The organism is Streptococcus sp. GMD4S (assembly GCF_000296955.1).
On sequence record NZ_AJRE01000514.1, the window covers coordinates 1 to 1,200 of the forward strand.

Below are 1,200 nucleotides of genomic sequence, written 5' to 3' on the forward strand. Positions count from 1 at the left end.
CACTATCCTTCTCCTATAAAAAGTGGTAAAATGGAGGACAGAAAGAAGGAACTGATATGACAACATTATTTTCAAAAATCAAAGAAGTAACAGAGCTTGCTGCAATCTCAGGTCATGAAGCGCCTGTCCGGACTTATCTTCGTGAAAAGTTGACACCACACGTGGATGAAGTGGTGACAGATGGCTTAGGTGGTATTTTCGGTATCAAGCATTCAGAAGCTGCGGATGCACCACGCGTCTTAGTCGCTTCTCACATGGACGAAGTTGGTTTTATGGTCAGCGAGATTAAGCCAGATGGAACCTTCCGTGTGGTTGAAATCGGTGGCTGGAACCCTATGGTGGTCAGCAGTCAACGCTTTAAACTCTTTACTCGTGACGGTCGTGAAATTCCCGTGATCTCAGGTTCTGTTCCTCCACATTTGACACGTGGAACAGGTGGGCCAACCATGCCAGCTATTTCAGATATCATTTTTGATGGTGGTTTTGCGGACAAGGCTGAGGCAGAAAGCTTTGGTATCCGTCCAGGTGACACCATTGTCCCTGATAGCTCTGCTATCTTGACAGCCAATGAAAAAAATATCATCTCAAAAGCTTGGGACAACCGCTACGGTGTTCTCATGGTAAGCGAGCTAGCAGAAGCCTTGTCAGGTCAAAAACTCGGAAATGAACTCTACCTTGGCTCGAACGTCCAAGAAGAAGTTGGTCTTCGTGGCGCTCATACTTCTACAACTAAGTTTGATCCAGAAGTTTTCCTAGCTGTTGACTGTTCACCTGCTGGTGATGTTTATGGTGGTCAAGGCAAAATTGGGGACGGAACTTTGATTCGCTTCTACGATCCAGGTCACTTGCTCCTCCCAGGTATGAAGGATTTCCTTTTGACAACGGCTGAAGAAGCAGGTATCAAGTACCAATACTACTGTGGAAAAGGTGGAACAGACGCTGGAGCAGCTCATCTGAAAAATGGTGGTGTCCCATCAACAACCATCGGTGTCTGCGCTCGTTATATCCACTCTCACCAAACTCTCTACGCGATGGATGACTTCCTAGAAGCTCAAGCTTTCTTGCAAGCCTTGGTGAAAAAATTGGATCGTTCAACGGTTGATTTGATTAAACATTATTAAGCATAAGGGAGGTGGTCGGGATGGCAGAACCAAACCTAGAAAGCCTTATAAGAGATCTCTACAACCATGCTCGTCAGGG

Annotated in this window: 1 protein-coding gene; it reads left to right on the forward strand. The window is 46.0% G+C overall.

The genetic code is table 11. The annotated features are described in order from the left end of the window. The first annotated feature begins 56 nt into the window (after positions 1-56). A complete protein-coding gene (gene pepA, locus GMD4S_RS12235; protein WP_000209181.1) occupies positions 57-1,121 on the forward strand; it encodes a glutamyl aminopeptidase in 1,065 nt (354 codons plus the stop codon). The last annotated feature ends 79 nt before the right edge of the window (positions 1,122-1,200 follow it).